Below are 18,968 nucleotides of genomic sequence, written 5' to 3'. Positions count from 1 at the left end.
TCCCGGCGGCGGCGGAGTTCGATGCGACAGCGTCGACGGTGCCGCCGGCCCGGGCTACGGTTGAGTCATGGAAAAACCCGACGTCGTCCTCATCACCAAAGCTGACTGTCACCTCTGTGGGGCCGCTCGCGACGCCGTCGGACGGGTCACTGCCGAACTGGGACTCGAGTGGAGGGAACAGCTGGTTGACAACCAGCCGGAGCTACGCGAACAGTACGCGGAGGAAATCCCCGTGGTGCTGGTGAACGGGATCCAGCGCGACTTCTGGAAGATTGACGAAACCCGCCTGGCCCGGGTGCTGCGCCAGGCCATGGCCCAATAGCCGAGGGCGTCGGGCCATGACGCACGCTTTGTTGGCAACCGAGACGGGGCTCTAGAGTGGAGTCACAACGCGACGCAATGGAGCAGATAGTGACTTCGCTGGATTCATCCCCCGAGGCTGTCCATGGGGATAGCGGAACTGCCGCCAAGCAGATTCCGCCCGCGGCCGTGGCACGGCTGACCATTTATTTGCGCGCCCTCACCACCATGCTGGCCGAGGGCGTTGAACGCGTGTCCTCCGAATCCCTGGCCGAAGCCTCCGGGGTGAGCTCGTCGACGCTCCGCAAGGATCTCTCGCACGTCGGGTCGTACGGCACCCGCGGTGTGGGCTACGAAGTGCAGTACCTGAGCCGGCATATCTCCGCAGCCCTCGGCCTCACCCGGGACTGGAAAGTTGCGATCGTGGGTGCCGGTAACCTGGGCAAGGCCCTGGCCCGGTACGGCGGCTTCGAGTCCCGGGGGTTCGACGTCGTGGCCATTTTTGACGCGGACCAGATGGTGGTGGGCAACGAAGTGGGCTGGCTGCGCGTCAGCGACGTCGCGGACCTCGAACCCGTTCTGCACCGCACCGGGGCCAACATGGTGGTGCTGGCCCTGCCCGCTGCCGTGGCGCAGGGCGTGTGCGACCGTGTCATCGCAGCCGGAGTGCGGAGCATCCTCAGCTTCGCGCCCGTCATGCTGCAGGTGCCGCCGGGCGTGAACCTTCGAAAGGTGGACATGGCCACAGAGCTGCAGATCCTTGCCTATCACGCACAAAGGACTGAAATACCGGACGACGGCGAGTAGCCGCCCAGGGCGGGTAACTGCCGGCTAGCGTCCGTAGGGGTAGCCCGGCGGACCGTACGGTCCGGCGAACGGCTGGTACCTCCTGAAATACGGCGCGGAGGTGGGGAGGTACAGGAGCACCATGGAGGCCACGCCCGCCAGGATGGACAGCGTGCCCAGCCCCATCTCAAGAACGCCCAGCAGTGAGAAGGCCGCGAAGATGGTGCCGAGGATCCGGGCCCAGTTCCTGCCTTTCCGCATATTGGCCGCCACCAGCGCGTACATCAGGACACCGACCGCGGCTATCAGTACCACCATGCCCACCACCAGGCCTTTAAGGGCCTCAAAGTCCACGTCAGCGCCGCTGGCAGCAAGCCTGGCATTGAACTGACGGCGCATCGCGGGGTCGTCGATCGAGCCTATCGACAGGAATACCGAACCAACCCACAGGATGCACGCGCCCGTCAGGAGCCAGAAGGCGATGTTAACCAGTGGCGGCGGCACTACGGCCGGCCCGCCCTTCCGCGGCTGCGGCAGCTCTGACGGGTACACAAGAGGCTGGGGCTGGCCGAACTGCTGGGGCTGGCCGGACTGCGGTGCCTGGCCGAACTGCTGGGGCTGGCCGGACTGCGGTGCCTGGCCGTATTGCGGAGCCTGCGGGAAAGGGGACGGACTCTGCCCGTACTGGGGTGCCTGCGCTTGGTAAGGTGCCTGCCCGAACTGGCCACCCGATGGGGGATCGTTGGGATAGGGCGGCGGGACGGGCGGAGTGCTCATTCTTGATCCTTTTCACGTCGGCTACTGATGAATCGGTTGCCGGGATCAGCCACGTCTTCCTGCCCCCAGCGGGATTTTGGTTACACCGTACCGTGAGCGGGGCAATCTGGGGATAGTCCTGCACCTCAATTTCGCCTCAAGAGACAAGCGGGCAAGAGGCTGGACGCAAGAGGGCAGGGGCAAGGAGCAAGCGGACAACGCACAACGGGCGCGGACCCGGGAGGCTGGCGACCTGATTCGCCCGTGCCTTCCAAAGTCCACGCCCGCTGGCCGTGAAGGTGATAGTCCGCTGTAGTGCCGGTTGCTGTCCCGCTGGTGCCGAGCCGTCAGGCTTCGGAAGTGCGGTCAGCGGCCGTAGGGGTTGCCCGGCTGTGAGTAGGGGCTGCCAAACGGCTGCTGCTTCTGGAAGTACGGTGCCGATGCCGGCAGGTAAAGCATCACGATGGCGGCGATGCCGAGCAGGACAGCCACCGTTCCAACGCCGAGCGGGAGAATGGTGAAGATCGAAAGGGCCGCAAATACGGTGCCAAGGATGCGCGCCCAGTTCTTGCCCTTACGAACGTTGAACGCAACCAACGCGTACAGCCCTGCACTGATCAGACCCATCACAACTATGGTTCCGATCACAAAGCCCTTGATGGACTCAAAGTCGATGTTGGCGCCGCCAGCCTGCATCTGCTGCTCGAACGTGCTCCGCATGGCGGGATCGTCGAGCGTCGGGATGGCGACGAGGAGGGAAATGAGCGAGAGCGCGCCGGCGGCGATAATCATCCAGAACGCGTTGTTGACCATTTTGGGAACGCCGCCGGCCGGAGTTCCCAGGGGCTGCTCTGACGGGTACTGGGCGTACGGGGATTGGCCATACTGCTGCGGAGCCTGGCCGTAAGGCTGCTGCGGAGGCTGCCCGTACTGCGGCTGACCCTGCTGTGGCTGACCGTACTGCGGCGTCTGGCCCTGCTGGCCAAACTGCTGGCCGCCCTGGCCGTACTGCTGCCCATACTGGGGCTGCCCGTACTGCGGTGCGGCGGGCGATTGGGGAGTGTTCTCGCCATACTGCGGTGCGGCAGGGGACTGCTGCCCATACTGCGGTGCGGCAGGGGACTGCTGCCCGTACTGCGGTGCGGCAGGGGACTGCTGCCCGTACTGCGGTGCGGCGGGAGATTGGGGAGTGTTCTGCCCGTACTGCGGTGCGGCAGGGGACTGCTGCCCGTACTGCGGTGCGGCGGGGGACTGAGGCGCCGCCGGGGACTGCTGCCCGTACTGCGGGGCGGCGGGGGACTTGGGCGCATCCGGGGTCGGCTTGGCGGCCTCGGGTTCGTTCGGATCGGACGGTTGGGCTGGAGGAGTGCTCATAGTTGGTCCTTTGCGGTCGACTAATGACTACTAAACAGGTACCGGGATCAGTGTCGGTGCCCTGCCCCCAGCATGGTTTGGTTCCACCGTACCGCGGCCCGCCCGCTGGATGGATCATTCTGTGGAGGTATTCCCCGCCCGTAAACACAGCACCCCGTAAACACAGCCCCCGTATACAAGGCACCCCCTATACATAGCCCCCGTATACAAAGCACCCCGCTCCATCGTGTGACGGAGCGGGGTGCTGTGATGATACGGAATGCTGAGCCGCACCCGCGGTGTGGAGCGGGCCCGGCAGCGGACGTGAAAAGCCGCAGTCCTACAAGACCTGCAGTCGCTAGGCCGCGGGAGCGATGAACGCGAGTTCGAGGTTGATGGCAACCTTGTCGCTGACCAGCACGCCGCCGGCTTCGAGCACGGCGTTCCAGGTCAGGCCGAAGTCCTTGCGGCTGATGGTGGTTTCGGCGGAAACGCCAGCGCGGGTGTTGCCGAACGGGTCCACGGCCACGCCGTTGAATTCGGTCTCGAGGGCAACGGGACGGGTGACACCCTTGATGGTGAGGTCGCCCTGGAGCTCGTAGCCGTCGGCGGTGGCAACGATGTTGTTGGAAACGAAGGAGATCTCCGGGAACTGCTCGACGTCGAAGAAGTCCTCGCCGCGGACGTGGCCGTCGCGGTTGACGTCGCCGGAGTCAAAGCTGGCGGTCTTGATGGTGGCGTTGATCTTGGAATCGGCAACGTTCTCGGAGAGGTCCAGCGTGGCTGCGGCGTCCTTGAACTGGCCGCGAACCTTGCTGATGCCTGCGTGGCGAACGGTGAAGGCGATTTCGCTGTGCGAGTTGTCGAGGGTCCAGGTGCCGGTGGTGACGTTGGCGGGAAGTGACATGGTGTTGCTCCTTGTGATCTGTTGCGGAAAGTCTCTTGCGGAAGGACATCTGATCGCCGGCCGAAACTTCCTTGGTTGAAGTCTCAACTAACTGCTTCACCCAGTATAAACATGCATTTGCATCTTTTATTCCAACTCCAGGGAACATTTCTTCAAACCCTCGAGTTCTACTCTGCGTAGAAGATTTCAGATCACCCGACATCTTTGAGAAACTGATACACATGCCCCAAGCCACTGTTCATCTTCTTCGCCACGGCGAGGTCCACAATCCGGACGGCATCCTGTACGGACGGCTGCCGGAATTCCACCTCTCCGAACTCGGACAGCAGATGGCCAAGACGCTCGCCGTGCACTTCAGCGACCGCGTGGCCGGGGGCGCGAACATCGTGCATCTGGTGGCGTCGCCGCTGACGCGCGCCCAGGAGACGGCGCTCCCTATCTCCGAGGCCCTGAACCTGGAGATCAACACCGAGGCCCGCATCATCGAAGCCGGCAATCACTTCGAAGGCCTTCGGGTCAACAGGGGCGAGCTCCTCAAGCCCAAACATTGGCCGCACCTGCGCAACCCGTTCGTCCCGTCCTGGGGTGAGCCCTACAAGGACCAGGCCGCACGCGTCATCGCCGCGGTCCAGGACGCGCGCCTGCGTGCCATCGAGCTGGGCGGGGACGGCGCCGAGGCCATCCTGGTGAGCCACCAGCTTCCCATCTGGTCCACCCGGCTGAGCGCTGAGGGCAAGCCCCTCTGGCATGATCCGCGCAAACGCGAATGCACGCTCACGTCCTTGACGTCCCTGGTGTTCGACGACGCCGGCGCCCTGGTGCGCGTGGACTACAGCGAGCCTGCCGCCGCCCTGCTGCCTGGCGCCTCCAGCACCCCGGGGGCCTGAGAATGACCGGAGCCAACGTGCACGATGCAGCCAGGAACGGGACGCGGAAAGCCTCCCGGCGCAGCGTCCTTGCCGCCGGCGGACTCGGGCTGGCAGCGCTGACGCTGGGCCTGTCCGCGTGTGCGCAGGAGGATGCCCTGGCCAAACAGGCAAAGGCCGGCGACAACAAAAACTACGTGGCCGGTGACGGGTCCGTGACCGAGTTTGCCGCCGCGGACCGCAAGGCCGCTGTCAGCATCAAGGGCGCTCTCTTCGACGGCACCACCGTGGAGCCCTCGAACTTCGTCGGAAAAGTCACCGTGCTCAACTTCTGGTTCGCCGCCTGCGCGCCGTGCCGGGTGGAAGCCCCGTTGCTGGAAGAACTCCACCAGGAGTTCAAGGAGCAGGGCGTCCAGTTTTACGGCGTGAACCTTCGGGATGAGAAGGCCGCGGCCGAGGCGTTCGACAAGACCTTCAACCTGACCTACCCCAGCTTCCATGACAAGGACGGCGCTGTCCTCCTGGCTGTCTCCGGGCTGGTCCCGCCCGGCGCCGTGCCCACTACGTTGGTGCTGGACAAGCAGGGCCGGGTTGCCTCCCGCGTCCTGGGCGAAATCCAAAAGGGCACGCTCAAGGCCCTGATTACCGCCGCCGTGGCAGAGTAACGGCGGCACCCGCACCGTGAACAGCCCCTTCGCCGAAGCCATCCTGAACGGTTCGCTGCTGCTTGCCATCCCGGTGGCACTGCTGGCCGGACTCGTATCCTTCCTCTCGCCGTGCGTCCTGCCGCTGGTGCCGGGCTACCTGGGCTACGTCACCGGACTCACCGGGGTGGACCTGGAAAAGCAGAAGCGCGGCCGCATGCTCGCCGGCATCGGCCTGTTCGTGCTCGGCTTCTCGGTGATCTTCGTCCTGCTGGGAGGGGCATTCGGGCAGCTTGGATCCATGATCAGCGGTGGCCAGAATTCGTGGATCACCCAGGTCCTGGGGGTCCTGGTGATCATCATGGGCGTGGTGTTCATGGGCGGTTTCGGCTGGCTGCAGCGGGACGCCAAGATCCACGCCAAGCCACCGGCCGGGCTGTGGGGCGCACCGCTGCTGGGCATCACCTTCGGCCTGGGCTGGGCCCCGTGCATCGGGCCGACCTACTCCGCCGTGCAGCTCCTGAGCATGTCCGGAGGGTCCTCCGCTGCCAAGGGCGCGTTCCTGGCTTTCGTCTATAGCCTCGGGCTGGGGATCCCGTTCCTGCTGATCGCCCTGGCCGTGCGCCGCGGCGTCGGCGTTATGTCCTTCTTCCGCAAGCACCGCCTGGCCATCCAGCGGATCGGCGGGGGAATCCTGGTTGTGCTCGGCCTGCTGATGGCCAGCGGAGTGTGGGGCGCCTGGGTATCCGGGCTGCAGTACTGGTTCCAAACCGATGTGAAATTGCCGATCTGATGAGCGAGCGAGTGAACGAAAACAAGAAGTCCCCCGCCCCGGAGAACCCCACAACGGAGAACCCCACAACGGAGAACCCCACAACGGAGAACGCCTCTCCGGAGGGCAGCCCCGGGTCCGCGAACGCCCTGGCCAATGCCAAGGCGGAAGCCGCCTTCCCGGCCCTCGGGCTCAAGGGCATGCTGCGCTGGGCCTGGACCCAGCTCACCAGCATGCGTACCGCGCTGTTCCTGCTCCTGCTGCTGGCCGTTGCCGCCGTGCCCGGATCCCTGTTCCCGCAACGCCCGGCAAACCCCTCGATCGTCACGCAGTACATCGCGGACCACCCGGACTACGGCAAGATCCTGGACTCCCTGCAGCTCTACGATGTGTACTCTTCGGCGTGGTTCTCCGCCATCTACATCCTGCTGTTCATCTCGCTGATCGGCTGCGTTGTTCCCCGCGCGATTGCCCATTACAAAGCCATGCGGTCGCAGCCCCCGCGCACGCCCGCGCGGCTTTCCCGCCTGCCTGAATACGGCACACTGGTGATCCCCGCGGACGCCGGGATCCCGGCGTCGCGCGCCATTACGGACGCTGCCGCAAAGCTCAAGAAACGCGGTTACCGCGTTGATGTGAGGGACGACGACGGTGCGCGGCCGTCGCTGGGGCCGAGCGCGGCTTCCTCAGGGAAGTGGGCAACCTGGTCTTCCACACCTCGCTGATCGGCGTGCTCGTTTCGGTGGCTGCGGGCGGCCTGTTCGGGTACAGCGGCCAGCGGATCCTCGTGGAGGGTGACACGTTCGTGAACACCCTGGTGGGCTACGACCAGTTCACCCCGGGCACCAACTTCCAGAGCAGCCAGCTCCAGCCCTATTCGATCCAGCTGGACAAGTTCCAGATCACGTTCGACCGGGAATCGAAGGGTAAGTTCGGCCAGCCCATCGACTTCAAAGCGGACGTGACCACCAAGGAAACTCCGGACGCGCCGGCCGAGAAGCAGGTGTTGAAGGTCAACGACCCCGTCAGCCTGGGCGGCACCAGCATCTACCTCACCGGCAACGGCTACGCCCCCGTGGTGACCATCCGGGACGGCGCCGGGAACGTCGCCATGCAGGGCCCGTGGTGGCCAAGCTGCAGGGGGATAACTACTACTCCTCCGTGGTGATCAAGGTTCCGGACGCCAAGCCGGACCAGCTGGGCTTTGCGGGGTTCTTCCTGCCCACCGCGTTCGTCACCGATCAAGGCGTCTCCTTCAGCGGAGACCCGGAGCTCATCAACCCGCAGCTCACCCTGAACTCGTACTTCGGCGACCTTGGCCTGAACAGCGGCTCCCCGCAGAATGTGTTCGAGCTCGACGTCAAGAAACTCACGCCGCTCAACGCCCGGAACCTTGCCACCAAGGGCATCACGCTGGCTCCCGGCAGCACCTACACGCTCCCCAACGGCAAGGGATCCATCAGCTTCGACGGCGTGAAGCGCTACATCGGCGTGGACATCCACCACAACCCGGGGCAGCTGTACGCCCTGGTCTTCGCGCTCCTGGCCGTGGGCGGCCTGGTGACGTCCCTCTACGTGAACCGGCGCCGCGTCTGGGTCCGGACCGGGACCCACGAGGATGGCCGGACCATGGTGGAATACGGGCTCCTGGCCCGCGGCGAGGACCACCGCCTGGCCGCAGAAGCAGAGGCAATCCGCGGGCTCCTGACCGAGGAATGGGGCCTGGCTTCACAGGCTGCTCCCAGCGGGCAGATGGATAATGGCCCGGCGGACAACAGCCCGGCAGGCAGCGGCCACCAAGCCTCCACGGCAACGCCCACAGAAGACTTCATCCAGTCAACAGCAGGCTCCCACGAGTCGAAGAAGGACCAGTAATGTTCCCCATCAACGAAACCATGGGCCAGTACAGCGAGCTCTTTATGCTGCTGGCCGCCGGCACGTACACGGTCGCCTTCATCGCTTTTGCGTGGGATCTGGCCAAGAGCAGCAAGGCGCTCCGGGCAGTGGACCTCAAGGCCGCCGCCGCGGCTGGCGTCCCGGCTCCGGCAACGGCCGAGGTTCCGGTGGGCGCCGGAGTAGGCGCCGGCGGTGCCATTGATGGCAGCTCCGACGGCCGCGCTTCCGTCGACCGCACCGATTCGGACGTCAGCGGGCCCGCCGGCCGCGCCGAGCGGCCGTCGTCGTCCACGGGTGCGGCTTCCAAGGGCGGCGGCGCGGGGCAGACGGCCGACGGCGACATGCGCTACGCCGCGGAACGCCGCGTTCCCGCCCGTGTTGCGGTGGCCCTGACCATCCTTGGTGCGGCGATCCACGCCGCCGGCGTCGTCACCCGAGCCATTGGCTCGGGCCGCGTGCCGTGGGGCAACATGTACGAATTCCTCACCACCGGTGCCTTCGTGGCCGTGGCCGTCTTCCTGCTGGTCCTGATCCGCCGCGACCTGCGCTTCCTGGGCACGTTCGTGATCGGCCTGGCAATCATCATGCTGGTGGCGGCCTCCATCGCCTTCTGGACGCCCGTGGGCCACCTGGTGCCGGCGCTGCAGAGCTACTGGCTGATCATCCACGTTTCCATCGCCGTGATGTCCTCGGCGCTGTTCACCCTGACGTTCGCCATGTCCGCCCTGCAGCTGGTGCAGGCCCACCGGCAGAAGACCATCGCCGCCGGCGGCGCCGACAAGCTCGGGTTCATGCGCCTGGTGCCGAACGCCCTGAGCCTGGAAAACCTGTCCTACCGCATCAACGCCATCGCCTTCGTGGGCTGGACCTTCACCCTCATGTTCGGCGCCATCTGGGCCGAGAAGGCCTGGGGCCGCTTCTGGGGCTGGGACACCAAGGAAGTCTGGACGTTCGTGATCTGGGTTGTCTACGCAGGCTACCTGCACGCCCGCGCCACCCGTGGCTGGACCGGAACCCGTGCCGCCTGGCTGTCGATCGTGGGCTACCTGTGCGTGGTCTTCAACTTCACAATCGTGAACCAGTTCTTCAACGGGCTGCACTCCTACTCCGGACTCTAGGCAGCGGACCCTTCGGAGCATCAAGGGAGGTCCCGGAGCCTAAGGTTCGCCCCGGAGCGTTAAGGATTCGCTAAGATCCGGGCCGACGGCGATGCTGTGCTGTCGGCCGGTGCTATCTTCGGCAGTGATGCGGTGCTGGCCGCAGCTTGGAGAGGCGCACATGACTACGTTAAGCAGGCCACCGGCGGACCCATCGGCCCCGCGGCCGGGAGGCATGGCGTCCCTGCGGACGTGGCTGCTTTTCGGACTGCAGGACAGCAAAGGCATCCATCAGGGCCCCGGCGCCGTGAGCGATGCCCACCTGAAGAAACACTCCTGGTGGCAGGTGATGTGCCTGACGGGTGTGGACTACTTCTCCACGCTCGGATACCAGCCGGCCATCGCCGCGCTGGCCGCCGGTGTCATCTCCCCGCTCGCCACCATCGTCCTGGTGGCCGTTACCCTCCTGGGCGCCCTGCCCGTCTACCGCCGGGTTGCGGGCGAGAGTCACCGCGGCGAGGGCTCCATCGCCATGCTGGAGCGCCTCATGCCCCGCTGGGGCGGGAAGCTGCTGGTCCTGGTTCTCCTCGGGTTCGCCGCTACGGACTTCATGATCACCATGACCCTGTCGGCCGCGGACGCCACCGCACACGTGATCCAGAACCCGATTGTCCCCGGCTGGCTGCAGGGACAAAACGTTGCCGTGACCCTTGTCCTGCTCGCCCTGCTGGCCGCGGTGTTCCTCCGCGGTTTCAAGGAGGCGATCGGCGTCGCCGTCGTCCTGGTGGTCCTGTATCTGGGCCTGAACGTCGTGGTGGTCGTCGCGACACTCTTCGAGGTGTTTACCCACCCCGTTGCCGTCGGCGACTGGTGGAGCGCCCTGTGGACCGCCCACGGCGACCCGCTGATGGTCGTCGGGATCGCCCTGCTGGTCTTCCCCAAGCTGGCCCTGGGGCTTTCCGGCTTCGAAACCGGCGTCGCCGTCATGCCCCAGGTGCGCGGATCCGAGGAGGATACGGAAGAAAACCCGGTGGGCAGGATTCGGGGCACCCGCAACATGCTGACCGCTGCCGCGGTGATCATGAGCTGCTTCCTGGTCACTACCAGCTTCATCACCGTGGTGCTCATCCCGGAGCAGGAGTTCCAGCCAGGAGGCCAGGCCAACGGCCGCGCCCTGGCCCTGCTGGCCCATGAGTACCTGGGCGTCGGATTCGGTACCATCTATGACATCAGCACCATCGCGATTCTCTGGTTCGCCGGTGCCTCCGCGATGGCGGGACTGCTGAACCTTGTTCCCAGGTACCTGCCCCGCTACGGCATGGCCCCGGAATGGGCCAAGGCGGTCCGACCTCTGGTGCTGGTATTCACCCTCATCGGTTTCCTGATCACCTTCCTGTTCAACGCCGACGTCGACGCCCAGGGCGGTGCCTACGCCACCGGCGTGCTGGTGCTGATGACCTCAGCCGCGGTGGCGGTGACACTCTCCGCACGCCGCAAGAAACAAGGCAAACGCACCTTGGGTTTCGGCGCCATCGCGGTGGTGTTCAGCTACACCACGGTCGCCAACATCTTTGAACGCCCCGAAGGCATCCGAATCGCGGCAGTCTTCATCGCGGGCATCATCGTGATTTCATTGCTTTCGCGCGTCCGGAGGTCCTTTGAACTCCACGCCACCCACGTGCACCTGGACCGGCAGGCACTGGAGTTCATGTCCAACAACCTGACCGGACCCATCGGCATAATCGCGCACGAGCCGCTCCGGCTGACAGCCGAGGCGTACCGGGACAAGCTCACCTCCGCGATCGAGGTGAGCCACCTGCCTGTGGACTATCAGGCGCTGTTCCTGGAGGTGATCGTGGACGATTCCTCCGACTTCGAAACGGAGCTGGAGGTCCGCGGCGTGACCAGGCACGGCTACCCGGTCCTTGAGGTGCACGGGCCGGTAGTCCCCAACACCATTGCCTCCGTGCTCCTGCACATCCGGGACGTGACCGGCCTGATGCCCCACATCTACTTTCGCTGGACTGAAGGGAATCCGGTCACCAACCTGCTGCGGTTCCTCTTCCTGGGCGAGGGCGAAATCGCGCCTGTGACGCGAGAGGTGCTGCGGGAAGCCGAGCCGGACGTCACCCGGCGGCCGTGGGTCCACGTCGGCTAAGGCCTGCGTCGGCCAAGGGCTGCGGCAGCCGCCGCGGCTTCGTCGTACGTGGAGGGAGCCTCGGCCCGGAAGGCGGCATCCGCGTCCTTGCGGCGAACCATTGCGGCCAGGACCCGGACGTGGACCACATCGCCGAGGGATTCACTGCAGGCAAGGACGTCACCGTAGGCGGAATCAGCCGCATGGCCGGATTCCGCTGCTGGCTGGAAGATGATCCACCAGTCGCCGCCGTCGCCGTCCTTGAAGAGGTGCCCATGCCGGGAACTGTAGGCGGAGCCGTTGATGCCGCGTCCGCCGTAGCCGGAAACTGATTCGGGCAACGCCGCGAACCGGGCTCCGCCGCCTTCGCTGCCGCGCTGGAACATCACTGGCCGGCTCTACTTTGTGGACCGGATGAGGGTGACCACAAGGCAAACCAGCAGCACGGCCATGCCCACGAAGAACAGGACCGCCTCGGCAGTGTCGTTGGTCATGGCAGGGCTCCTTACGCGTCGCTCAGGGCGCTCCGTGCCAGGAGAATCCCTTAGATCCATCAAACATCCGCGAGTGATGCCGTGGAGCAATGCGGCCGCATTCTTGATGGATTCTTAACGCAGGCCTGTTCCAACTGCGGGTCCGGAGTGCCGGGGCGCGAAAAGTCGATGGCGGGAGTCAACTGTCACGTCTGCTGCTGAGGACGCGGGCCTACTTGACCTCGTCCGTGCCGTGGGAATCGGTCTCGGGATGGTGTGTCTCTTCGGGGTGCTTGTCCCCGCGGTGGCTGCCGTTGGCCTTCCCCTTGCCTTCTGCGCCGCCCGTGCCGGGGGTTCCGCCGTCGAGCTTGCGCTCCTTGGCCTGCAGTTCGTCCTTGAGCTTCCTGAGATGGTCGGCCTCAGCCTGGTTGCGGCGGCGGATTTCGAGGTTGCGGAGGAAATCGGGGTCGTCATCCGGCGCGGTGGTGTGGCTGTAGGACTGCGCGGCCGGGCGGCTTCCACGGGGACGGCCGATGATGAACCAGAGTGCCGCTCCCACCACGGGGAGGACAACTATGACTACGATCCAGGCAGTCTTGGAGATACCCCTGGTGAGGCGCTTGTCAGTCCGGATCACGTCCACGATGCCATAGACGTATATGGCAAGAACGGCAACGGCGACCAATACACGGGGCATACCACCAGTCTAGCGTCCAGACGCCTGCAGCACTGCCCTCCTGCAAGGCAGCCTGCTGGCGGAGACGCCGGCGCCGGACGGCTAAACTTGACCTGTGGCTTTTATGAAATACTCCCTGATCCGGCTGGCCTTGTTTGTGCCGCTCTTCGTGCTGTTCAGCTTCCTCCAGCTGGGAACACTGCTGGCCGCACTCTGCGCCGGCCTGATCGCCTTCGCCATCAGCTACCTGTTCTTCCAGAAGCAGCGCGACGCTGCCACGGCCACCCTGCACGAGCGGTTCTCCGGCCGCGCCAAGCCCATCCGCTCCGCCGGAGAGGTTGAGGACGCCAATGCCGAGGACAGCCTGGTGGACGCCAACCCGGACATCACGGTCCGTTCGGAGGTTCCCCGCACGGAAGCCCCGCGCAAAGAAACTCCCCCTACGGAAACCCCGCGCAAGGACCCCTAAGCAAGGCCCCCTAAGCAAGGCCCCTAAGCCAGGACTCCTGGTTCAGGGCTCCTTGAGCTCAGAACCCGTGGCCCAGGACCAGGCCCAGGGAGAACAGCAGGCTGTAGCCCAGGTTGATGAGGCCCGTCTGCTTCAGGACCGGGATGAGGCTCTTGCGCTTCCGGCCGTTGATCATCAGCCATGAGGGCATCAGGCTGGCCGGGATCAGCAGCAGCACAATGAGCATCCACGGGCGTCCGGGTGCCAGCACCACCACCAGCAGGATGGCGATGGCCAGCATCAGGACGTAGCTCTCACGGGCGTGCTTGTCGCCCAGCCGCACGGCCAGCGTCTTCTTGCCCGCCTGGATGTCGGTGGGGATGTCCCGGACGTTGTTGGCCATGAGCAGCGCGCACGCGATCAGCCCGGTGCCGATTGCCCCGATGATGGCGGCCAGGCTGAGCTGCCCGGCCTGCGTGTACGTGGTGCCCAGGGTGGCAACCAGGCCGAAGAACACAAACACGAAGACGTCCCCCAGGCCCATGTAGCCGTAGGGGTTCTTGCCCCCGGTGTAGCCCCAGGCGGCCAGCACGCAGCCAAGGCCCACCAGGATCAGCCACCACGTCTGCGTAATGATTACCAGCACCAGGCCGAACAGCATGGCCAGCCCGAACGCGGCGAACGCCGCCCGCTTGACCAGCTCCGGCGTCGCTGCGCCGGAGCCCACCAGCCGCAGCGGTCCCACGCGGTCCTCGTCGGTGCCGCGGATCCCGTCGGAGTAGTCGTTGGCGTAGTTCACGCCGATCTGGAGCAGCAGCGCCACTAGTGCCGCCAGGAGGGCGTTCAGGGGCTTGAAGGCGTCCATCTCGAAGGCCGCCGCGGTGCCGATCAGGACCGGTGCGATCGCAGCCGGCAGGGTGCGCGGTCGGGCGCCTTGGATCCATTGAGCGGCTGTAGCCACGGTGAGTACTCCGATTGGTTCGTAGTCGGTTCGGTGCAGCATCACGGACGTGTAGTCCGCCGAAATCGTGCCGCGCCGGTCTTTCAGCCTGGTAGGGCTTTTCTATTTTCCCTGATGCAGGGCGTCCAGCAGAACAGTCATGCCCAGCCGGTCCGGTTTGCCGTTGGGCAGCATCATCAGCTCGCCGGCGGCCAGCACTGTCTTCGGCGCCATCCGGCCGAGGGCGTCGTGCCGCCGGCCGGTGAAGCCGTGGATGCCGGCCGGGGAACTGTCCTCCACGGCAACATAGGCGGCCACGGCCTGGCCCCATTCCTCGGAGGGGACGCCGGCCACGAAGGCCGCCAGCACGCCGTCGAGCTTTTCCAGTTCAGCCTGCACGTGCGTGGCGGACACCTTGACGCCTCCGGTGATGATCACGTCGTCGGCGCGGCCCAGCACGGTGAGCTTTCCGTCGGGGTCGATGGAGCCGAGGTCGCTGGTGCGGTACCAGCGCACGCCGTCTTCCTCGAAGAAGGAATCGGCGCTCAGCCCGGGCTCGCCGAGGTAGCCGGCGGCCAGGGTGGCGCCGCCCAGCAGGATCCTGCCGTCGTGGTCCACCCGGGCCAGCATGTCCTCGAGCGGGAAGCCGTCGTACACGCAGCCACCGCACGTTTCCGCGGAACCGTAGGTGGTGATCACCCGGACGCCGGCGGCGCGGGCCGCGGCAAGCAGTTCGGGCGAGGAGGGGCCGCCGCCGAGCAGGATGCCGTTGAACCGGCGGAGGACGGCCAGTGTTTCGTCCGACGGCGAATCCAGCAGCCGCTGCAACTGGGTGGGCACCAGCGAGGTGAAGCGGATCTTGTCCGTGAGCTCCTGCGCGGCCGCGGTGAACGCCTCCGGGGTGAACCCTTCGGAAAGGTCCATGGCCCACGGGCGGGTCCCCGCGAAAAGGGAACGGACCAGCACCTGCACGCCGGCAACGTACTGCAGCGGGAGCGCCAGCAGCCACTGGCCCTCGCCCTTGAGCGCAAAGGCCGTCGCCACGGACGACGCCGCCAGGGCCTCCACGGTAAGCACGGTCGCCTTGGGCACACCGGTGGAGCCGGAGGTGCGCACCACCACGGCGGCATCCTCGAAGCCCGGCGTCTCCACGGCGGAAACCACCAGGTTCCCGTCGGCGTCGGCGGTAAGTTCGACGGCGGGTCCCTCACCGTGGAGGGCGTCCGCCAAGGCCCGAAGGGCAGAGTCGAGGTTGGCAGAGTCGAGGTTGGCGGGTTCGATGCTCGCGGGTTCGATGTTCGGGGGCTGGGAAGTCACGGGGCTGCCTTCGGAGTTGGGCGGGCTTAGAAGTAGTACGGGAACTGGGACCAGTCGGGGTCGCGCTTCTCGAGGAAGGCTTCCTTGCCCTCCACGGCCTCGTCCGTCATGTACGCCAGCCGGGTGGCTTCGCCGGCGAACACCTGCTGCCCGGCCAGGCCGTCGTCGGCCAGGTTGAAGGCGAACTTGAGCATGCGGATGGCCTGCGGCGACTGCCGGGCGATGTCCGCGGCGTACTCCAGGGCGACTTCCTCGAGCCGTTCGTGGTCCACGGCCTCGTTCACGGCGCCCATCCGCACCATGTCCTCGGCCGAGTACTCGCGGGCCAGGAAGAAGATTTCACGCGCAGCCTTCTGGCCGATCTGGCGGGCCAGCAGCGCGGACCCGTACCCCGCGTCGAAACTTCCCACGGTGGCGTCCGTCTGCTTGAACTTGCCGTACTGGCGGGAGGCGATGGTCAGGTCAGCCACGACGTGCAGCGAGTGCCCGCCGCCGGCGGCCCAGCCGTTGACGACGGCGATGACTACCTTGGGCATGGTCCGCATGAGCCGCTGGACTTCCAGGATGTGCAGCCGGCCCGCGCGGGCGGGGTCGATGGTCTCCTTGGTTTCACCTTCGGCATAGCGGTAGCCGTCGCGCCCGCGGATCCGCTGGTCCCCGCCGGAGCAGAACGAATGCCCGCCGTCCTTCGGCGAGGGGCCGTTGCCGGTGAGCAGCACGGTGGCCACGTTGGGGGTCATGCGGGCGTGGTCCATGGCGCGGTAGAGCTCGTCCACGGTGCCCGGGCGGAACGCGTTGCGGACCTCCGGGCGGTTGAAGGCGATGCGGACCGTGGGAAGGTCCCGCAGCACGGCGCCGTCAGAATCCCGCTCCACCTGCCGGTGGTAGGTCATGTCCTGGAAGTCGTCGAAGCCGGCCACGGTGCGCCACCGGGAGGGGTCAAAGACGTCGGATACCTTGGCTGGGAATTCGTTGCTCACAGACTGAGTCTAGTAATCGCCTCAGCTGATGCAGAACTCGTTGCCTTCGGGGTCGGCCATTGTGTGCCACTCGTGCGGCCCCTGGCTGGCCGTCCACAAGAACTTTGCGCCGCGTGCCTCAAGTTCCGCGCGCACCTCATCCTTGTCCCGGCCGTCAAGGCGGACATCCCAGTGCACCCGGTTCTTTATGGTTTTCGCTTCCGGCACGGTTTGGAACAGCAGCCGCCGCTGCGGTGCCTTGGCGTCGAGTTCCTCCACCGGACGGATGGCCGCGCCCGTCCGCCAGACGAGTTTGCCGTTGTGTCTGGTGGTTTCGTCATCCGTGGCAAAGCCCTTTTCAACCATGGACCGGATGAATTCCCCGTCCTGCGGCTCCACCGCCCAGTCCAGCGTTTCTGCCCACCAGTCGGCCAGTTCGTGCGGATTCCTGCAGTCGATTGCTATCTGAATGTTCAGTCCCATGGGGTCAAAACTACGACGGCTGCGTCCCCGCCGGAAGTGGTTTGCGGACAGTTCCGGTCCGGGTTCCACCTCAACCCCCTAGGGCTGGACGTGCTGCATCTGTTCCAGCAGTTCGGGCGGGATGGCGTAGATGAACACCACGGCCAGCAGGTTCTTGGCAGCGTGGACGAAGTAGGAGAACATCAGGTTCTTTCCGGTCCACACATACACGAACACCAGCGTGGCACCCATGACCAGGTACGGCATCAGCACCGGCAGCGTCAGGGACTCCTGGCCCACAATGTGCAGCACCGCGAAAAGCACGGCGGACACCACGCAACATACCCAGATGTTGACGCGCCGGCTCAGCTTGCCGATCAGCAGGTGGCGGAAGATGTACTCCTCCACGAACGGGCCCACGATCACCAGGAGGGGCACAATCAGCCACGGCGGCACGTGCTGCACGAGTGCCTGCACGTTGGCCTGGTTGGCCGAGTTCTGCACGGGCCCGGTCAGGGTCACCAGGATGGCCGTCAGGATCAGCATGGCCACGACGGCGAGCGGCACCATCAGCAGCGTGAACCAGGGCCTGGTGGCAAGGACGCTGAGGTCGCGGGAAGCGACCCGGCGGGCGGCGGCCACGGCCAAGATCCCCACGCCGCCGTAGAACAGCAGGTTGACCGAGTACACGGCGATGGTGGGATCCGGAGAGAGCCGCAGCAGCAGGGGCTGCAGCAGCGATCCCGCCACTGCAAAGAGGACGGCGACGGCCGCGTAGAGCCCCACCGTCGTGTAATCCAGCGCGGAGAAACGGTAGAGCTCCGGCTGCGGAGCGGGTGACTTGCGGAGAGCTGTGCCCATGCGACCAGCCTAGTGGTGCATCCCGGACAGCAGTGCTCAGGATTGCCCGGTGATTGTCAGGACGATGAGGACGCAGTTGAGCCCGACGATCAGTGTCGCGCTGGTCCATCCGGCGATCTTGAGTGCCGTTGAGTCCGTGTGGACGCCCATGACATCGCGTTTGCCGGTCAGCCGGATGAGCGGGATCAGGGCGAACGGTATGCCAAAGCTGAGTAGGACCTGGCTGAGGACCAGGGCGAGGGTCGGTTCGATGCCCGCGCTGAGAATGACCAGCGCAGGAATCAGCGTGATCACGCGGCGGGTGAGCAGCGGCACCTTGACTTTGAGCAGTCCGCCCATGATGGTGGCGCCGGCATAGCAGCCGACGGAGGTGGAGGCCAGGCCCGATGCCAGCAGCCCGATCGCGAAGACAACGCCGATGACCGGGCCCAGTGCTGACGTTACGGCGGCATGCGCTCCGGCGATGGTGTCCGTTCCCTCGATGCCCCGCAGGCTGGAAGCCGCCAGCAGGAGCATGGCGATGTTCACGACGCCGGCAAGCATGAGCGCACCCACAACATCAACCCGGGTGGCCCGGATCAGGCGCGTCCTCTCGGCCGGATCCTCGGAAAAGCCATGCCTGTCCCTGGCAAGGGCGGAGTGCAGGTAGATCGCGTGTGGCATCACCGTGGCCCCGAGCATGCTGGCGGCAAGCAGGACGGTGTCCGTTCCTTCAAAGCGCGGCACGAGTCCGGTCAGCGCGCTTCCGGCATCCGGGGGATTAACGAAGAGCCCGGAAACAAATCCCACCGCGATGATCCCCAAAAGGATCAGGATGGCGTACTCGAAGGACTTCTGCCCCCTGGATGACTGCAAAGCCAGCAGCAGCATGGACGCCAGGCCGATGATGACGCCGCCGGCCAGCAGCGGGAGTCCGAAAAGCAGGTTCAGCGCCACGGCTCCGCCGATAACCTCCGCCATGTCCGTGGCCCCGGCAACCACCTCGGCCTGAACCCAGTACAGCCTCCGGCGGCCGGTGCCCAGGCGTTTGCCAAGAATTTCCGGAAGGCTCATGCCGGTGGCCAGTCCAAGCTTGGCGGACTGGTACTGGACGAGGACGGCCATCGCGTTCGCAGCAACAAGGACCCAGACGAGCAGATATCCGTAGTTCGCACCGGCTGTCAGGTTCGCAGCGACGTTTCCCGGATCCACATACGCGATGGCGGCGACGAACGCCGGCCCCATTAGCAGCAGGCGCGACCACTTACGGCCTGTGGCCGGTCGTACCGGGAGGGTGGAGATAGCCATCGTTGTTCCTCGTCATCGGGGTGCAGATAGA

19 protein-coding genes and 1 pseudogene are annotated in these 18,968 nt (G+C 65.8%); 9 read left to right on the top strand and 11 right to left on the bottom strand.

Translation table 11 applies throughout. From position 1 onward, the window contains the following. The first annotated feature begins 67 nt into the window (after positions 1–67). Both FCN77_RS20930 and FCN77_RS20925 read left to right on the top strand, forming a co-directional pair. Positions 68–322 carry a glutaredoxin family protein gene (locus tag FCN77_RS20930; protein ID WP_137323812.1) on the top strand — a complete coding sequence of 85 codons (255 nt, stop codon included), beginning with the start codon at positions 68–70 and terminating at the stop codon, positions 320–322. 89 nt (positions 323–411) lie between these two features. Continuing rightward, on the top strand, positions 412–1,107 hold the full coding sequence (locus FCN77_RS20925) for a redox-sensing transcriptional repressor Rex (protein WP_137323811.1): 696 nt from the start codon (positions 412–414) through the stop codon (positions 1,105–1,107). A 24-nt stretch (positions 1,108–1,131) separates the two neighbouring features. Here FCN77_RS20925 and FCN77_RS26090 read toward each other — a convergent pair whose 3' ends face one another. From FCN77_RS26090 to FCN77_RS20905, 3 genes are all read right to left on the bottom strand, one after another. Beyond that, positions 1,132–1,863: a hypothetical protein gene (locus FCN77_RS26090; protein WP_175417346.1), complete on the bottom strand. Its 732-nt coding sequence runs from the start codon at positions 1,861–1,863 to the stop codon at positions 1,132–1,134. A gap of 345 nt (positions 1,864–2,208) precedes the next feature. After that, the gene (locus FCN77_RS20910; RefSeq protein ID WP_137323809.1) at positions 2,209–3,216 is read right to left on the bottom strand and encodes a hypothetical protein; all 1,008 of its coding nucleotides are present in this window, start codon (positions 3,214–3,216) and stop codon (positions 2,209–2,211) included. A gap of 337 nt (positions 3,217–3,553) precedes the next feature. After that, on the bottom strand, positions 3,554–4,102 hold the full coding sequence (locus FCN77_RS20905) for a YceI family protein (RefSeq protein WP_137323808.1): 549 nt from the start codon (positions 4,100–4,102) through the stop codon (positions 3,554–3,556). A gap of 221 nt (positions 4,103–4,323) precedes the next feature. Between FCN77_RS20905 and FCN77_RS20900 the strand changes: the two genes are divergently transcribed. The 6 genes and pseudogenes from FCN77_RS20900 to FCN77_RS20875 all read left to right on the top strand — a co-directional run bounded on the left by FCN77_RS20900 (position 4,324) and on the right by FCN77_RS20875 (position 11,535). Beyond that, a complete protein-coding gene (locus FCN77_RS20900) occupies positions 4,324–4,989 on the top strand; it encodes a histidine phosphatase family protein (protein WP_137323807.1) in 666 nt (221 codons plus the stop codon). Between the two features lie 2 nt (positions 4,990–4,991). Further along, positions 4,992–5,633, top strand: a complete 642-nt coding sequence (locus FCN77_RS20895) for a TlpA disulfide reductase family protein (protein WP_175417345.1) — start codon at positions 4,992–4,994, stop codon at positions 5,631–5,633. A gap of 16 nt (positions 5,634–5,649) precedes the next feature. Beyond that, positions 5,650–6,405: a cytochrome c biogenesis CcdA family protein gene (locus tag FCN77_RS20890; RefSeq protein ID WP_137323806.1), complete on the top strand. Its 756-nt coding sequence runs from the start codon at positions 5,650–5,652 to the stop codon at positions 6,403–6,405. After that, positions 6,405–8,259: pseudogene (locus tag FCN77_RS20885) on the top strand (cytochrome c biogenesis protein ResB). The gene FCN77_RS20890 and the pseudogene FCN77_RS20885 overlap by 1 nt, the downstream one beginning before the upstream one ends. Next, on the top strand, positions 8,259–9,398 hold the full coding sequence (gene ccsB, locus FCN77_RS20880) for a c-type cytochrome biogenesis protein CcsB (protein ID WP_137323805.1): 1,140 nt from the start codon (positions 8,259–8,261) through the stop codon (positions 9,396–9,398). The pseudogene FCN77_RS20885 and the gene ccsB overlap by 1 nt, the downstream one beginning before the upstream one ends. A gap of 160 nt (positions 9,399–9,558) precedes the next feature. Beyond that, on the top strand, positions 9,559–11,535 hold the full coding sequence (locus tag FCN77_RS20875; RefSeq protein ID WP_137323804.1) for an amino acid transporter: 1,977 nt from the start codon (positions 9,559–9,561) through the stop codon (positions 11,533–11,535). On the opposite strand, the gene FCN77_RS20870 is transcribed toward FCN77_RS20875, so the two are convergent. Together FCN77_RS20870 and FCN77_RS20865 are read right to left on the bottom strand one after the other, a co-directional pair. Further along, positions 11,532–11,903 (bottom strand): hypothetical protein, encoded by a 372-nt coding sequence (locus tag FCN77_RS20870; RefSeq protein ID WP_137323803.1) that lies wholly within the window; start codon positions 11,901–11,903, stop codon positions 11,532–11,534. The genes FCN77_RS20875 and FCN77_RS20870 overlap by 4 nt on opposite strands. 316 nt (positions 11,904–12,219) lie before the next feature. Further along, complete coding sequence (locus FCN77_RS20865; protein WP_137323802.1) at positions 12,220–12,684, bottom strand: PLDc N-terminal domain-containing protein; 465 nt, start codon at positions 12,682–12,684, stop codon at positions 12,220–12,222. 103 nt (positions 12,685–12,787) lie between these two features. On the opposite strand from FCN77_RS20865, the gene FCN77_RS20860 reads away from it, so the two are divergent. Continuing rightward, positions 12,788–13,132: a DUF4229 domain-containing protein gene (locus FCN77_RS20860; RefSeq protein ID WP_137324895.1), complete on the top strand. Its 345-nt coding sequence runs from the start codon at positions 12,788–12,790 to the stop codon at positions 13,130–13,132. 58 nt (positions 13,133–13,190) lie between these two features. On the opposite strand, the gene FCN77_RS20855 is transcribed toward FCN77_RS20860, so the two are convergent. The 6 genes from FCN77_RS20855 to FCN77_RS20830 all read right to left on the bottom strand — a co-directional run bounded on the left by FCN77_RS20855 (position 13,191) and on the right by FCN77_RS20830 (position 18,937). Then, the gene (locus FCN77_RS20855; protein ID WP_137323801.1) at positions 13,191–14,072 is read right to left on the bottom strand and encodes a 1,4-dihydroxy-2-naphthoate polyprenyltransferase; all 882 of its coding nucleotides are present in this window, start codon (positions 14,070–14,072) and stop codon (positions 13,191–13,193) included. Positions 14,073–14,174: 102 nt separating this feature from the next. Beyond that, on the bottom strand, positions 14,175–15,332 hold the full coding sequence (locus FCN77_RS20850; RefSeq protein ID WP_137324894.1) for an AMP-binding protein: 1,158 nt from the start codon (positions 15,330–15,332) through the stop codon (positions 14,175–14,177). 62 nt (positions 15,333–15,394) lie between these two features. Further along, complete coding sequence (locus FCN77_RS20845) at positions 15,395–16,348, bottom strand: 1,4-dihydroxy-2-naphthoyl-CoA synthase (RefSeq protein ID WP_137323800.1); 954 nt, start codon at positions 16,346–16,348, stop codon at positions 15,395–15,397. A 21-nt stretch (positions 16,349–16,369) separates the two neighbouring features. Continuing rightward, complete coding sequence (locus FCN77_RS20840; RefSeq protein ID WP_137323799.1) at positions 16,370–16,810, bottom strand: VOC family protein; 441 nt, start codon at positions 16,808–16,810, stop codon at positions 16,370–16,372. Between the two features lie 78 nt (positions 16,811–16,888). Continuing rightward, the gene (locus FCN77_RS20835; RefSeq protein WP_137323798.1) at positions 16,889–17,650 is read right to left on the bottom strand and encodes a CPBP family intramembrane glutamic endopeptidase; all 762 of its coding nucleotides are present in this window, start codon (positions 17,648–17,650) and stop codon (positions 16,889–16,891) included. 36 nt (positions 17,651–17,686) lie between these two features. Next, positions 17,687–18,937, bottom strand: coding sequence for an Nramp family divalent metal transporter (locus FCN77_RS20830; RefSeq protein ID WP_137323797.1), 1,251 nt, complete (start codon positions 18,935–18,937; stop codon positions 17,687–17,689). Positions 18,938–18,968: the final 31 nt, after the last annotated feature.

Origin of the sequence: Arthrobacter sp. 24S4-2 (assembly GCF_005280255.1) — a bacterium.
Taxonomy (GTDB): Bacteria; Actinomycetota; Actinomycetes; order Actinomycetales; family Micrococcaceae; genus Arthrobacter.
Note: the sequence above shows the minus strand (reverse complement) of the source record. Positions and strands in the feature narration are given on the sequence as shown.

Coding starts and splice junctions, on each gene's coding strand:
- FCN77_RS20860 (WP_137324895.1), top strand. CDS start 12,788: ATGAAATACTCCCTGATCCGGCTGGCCTTGTTTGTGCCGCTCTTCGTG.
- FCN77_RS20930 (WP_137323812.1), top strand. CDS start 68: ATGGAAAAACCCGACGTCGTCCTCATCACCAAAGCTGACTGTCACCTC.
- FCN77_RS20840 (WP_137323799.1), bottom strand. CDS start 16,810: ATGGGACTGAACATTCAGATAGCAATCGACTGCAGGAATCCGCACGAA.
- FCN77_RS20865 (WP_137323802.1), bottom strand. CDS start 12,684: ATGCCCCGTGTATTGGTCGCCGTTGCCGTTCTTGCCATATACGTCTAT.
- FCN77_RS20895 (WP_175417345.1), top strand. CDS start 4,992: ATGACCGGAGCCAACGTGCACGATGCAGCCAGGAACGGGACGCGGAAA.
- FCN77_RS20875 (WP_137323804.1), top strand. CDS start 9,559: ATGACTACGTTAAGCAGGCCACCGGCGGACCCATCGGCCCCGCGGCCG.
- FCN77_RS20905 (WP_137323808.1), bottom strand. CDS start 4,102: ATGTCACTTCCCGCCAACGTCACCACCGGCACCTGGACCCTCGACAAC.
- FCN77_RS20835 (WP_137323798.1), bottom strand. CDS start 17,650: ATGGGCACAGCTCTCCGCAAGTCACCCGCTCCGCAGCCGGAGCTCTAC.
- ccsB (WP_137323805.1), top strand. CDS start 8,259: ATGTTCCCCATCAACGAAACCATGGGCCAGTACAGCGAGCTCTTTATG.
- FCN77_RS26090 (WP_175417346.1), bottom strand. CDS start 1,863: ATGAGCACTCCGCCCGTCCCGCCGCCCTATCCCAACGATCCCCCATCG.
- FCN77_RS20910 (WP_137323809.1), bottom strand. CDS start 3,216: ATGAGCACTCCTCCAGCCCAACCGTCCGATCCGAACGAACCCGAGGCC.
- FCN77_RS20830 (WP_137323797.1), bottom strand. CDS start 18,937: ATGGCTATCTCCACCCTCCCGGTACGACCGGCCACAGGCCGTAAGTGG.
- FCN77_RS20900 (WP_137323807.1), top strand. CDS start 4,324: ATGCCCCAAGCCACTGTTCATCTTCTTCGCCACGGCGAGGTCCACAAT.